Origin of the sequence: Acidovorax sp. Root217 (assembly GCF_001428645.1) — a bacterium.
In the GTDB taxonomy this organism is placed as follows: domain Bacteria; phylum Pseudomonadota; class Gammaproteobacteria; order Burkholderiales; family Burkholderiaceae_C; genus Acidovorax.
Window position 1 is genome coordinate 516,492 of sequence record NZ_LMIH01000012.1, and the last position, 1,731, is coordinate 518,222.

Annotated in this window: 1 protein-coding gene and 1 pseudogene; both read left to right on the plus strand. The window is 66.2% G+C overall.

The window, feature by feature from the left end; translation table 11 throughout:
• Positions 1 to 438 (plus strand): annotated as a pseudogene (locus tag ASE31_RS31595) (methyl-accepting chemotaxis protein); the annotation flags it as partial.
• A gap of 219 nt (positions 439 to 657) precedes the next feature.
• The coding region (locus ASE31_RS32570; protein WP_235514428.1) for a HAMP domain-containing protein at positions 658 to 1,731 on the plus strand (1,074 nt) is incomplete at its 3' end.

Here is a 1,731-nt window from a genome sequence, read left to right on the forward strand (position 1 = left end):
TTGATCGGAGAGATCACGGCCTCGTCCACCGAGCAGCGCGACGGCATCGCCCAGGTCAACCAGGCGGTGACGCACCTCGATCAGATGACGCAGCAGAACGCGGCGCTGGTGGAGGAGTCCACGGCGGCAGCGGCGTCGATGCGCGACCAGGCGCAGAAGCTGGCCGAGGTGGTGTCGGTGTTCAACGTGGGGGCGATGCCTGCGCGGGCACCGGCGGCAGCGCCGCGTGCGGCCGCACCACGCCCTGCACCCGCTCCGGCCCGCCCCGCAGTTGCGGGAAAGACAGGAGCACGTCCGGCCGCTTCTGCGGCCGCGCGCTTGACGACTTCGGTACCCAAGCCGACAACGGCCCCCAAACCTGCTGCTGCGGGGCCTGCCCCCGCATCGGCCCCGCGTGCCACCGCCAAGGGCGGGGACGACGACTGGGAAAGTTTCTGACCCAGCGACCAGCTGGTGGTCACCCTCTGCCCGGCTCAGCAGGCCTGCACCCAGTCTCACTTGGGCTTGGTTCTGTCAAATTGGGGTTTGTCCCGGTGACCTGAAGCCCGTTGCACGCCCGTGGCTAGCGTAGGCTATGCCTGTCTGATGTAATTGAATGTTTCCGCCGATAAAGGTGGGGAATGCCCAAGGCATCACAGGTCCACAAGGAAAAGAGCCATGCAATTCGACAATATCCGTGTCTCCCGCAAGCTGTGGGGGGCATTTCTGGGTCTGATGATCGCGATGCTGCTGCTCTCCAGCTTCGCCCAGAACCGGGGCAACAACTCCATGACAGCGGCATTGGATGCCGTGATGGAGATCGAAGCGCGCATTTCCGCCGCTGTGCGCTGGCGCGGCGCCACCGAGACTGCCGTCAACATGGTCATGGGCGGTGCGGTGACCACCGATGCCGTGCTGTCCGAACAGTACGGCGCCAAGGTCAAGGAAATCATCGGCGCCATCAACAAGGTGCAGGAAAAGATCATCGCCTCCGCCACGGCGCCCGAAGAAAAGGCGGCGCTGGACAAGGTGCTGGAGGCCCGCAAGGCCGTGCTGGCGGCAACGGCCAAGACCTGGGAGCTCAAGGGCGCCGGCGATGCCGTGGCCACCCAGCAGTTTGCCGATAACGAATTCGCGCCCCTGGTCACCAAGTACCTCAAGGCCCAGGACGACTTCGTGACCACCCTGGAGCAGCGCCGCGATGCCATCCGTGCAGACGCCACGGCGCGCCGCGTCGAGTACGCCATCTCGGGCATCATCATGTCCATGGTGCTGCTGGCGGTGGGCATCTTCCTGGCCTGGCGGCTGGTGCACTCCATCAGCGACCCGCTCAACCAGGCGGTGACCACCATCGATGCCATCGCCGCAGGTGACCTCACGCGCGAGCTGCATTCGACCCGCAAGGATGAGTTCGGCCACATGCTGCGCTCGCTCTCGGCGATGTCGGCGCGCCTGCGCGGCGTGGTCAGCGAAGTGCGCTCGGGCGTGGACTCGGTGTCTTCTGCATCCGTGGAGATCGCCAACGGCAACCACGACCTGTCGGCACGCACCGAGCAGACTGCGTCCAACCTCGAGGAAACCGCGGCCAGCATGGAGCAGTTGACGGCCACGGTGTCGCAATCGGCCGACACGGCACGCCAGGCGAATCAGCTGGCCGGCACGGCCGCCCAGGCCGCAGCGCGCGGTGGTGAAGTGGTGGGCCAGGTGGTCAGCAGCATGCAGCAGATCACCGACAGCTCGCGCAAGATCGCC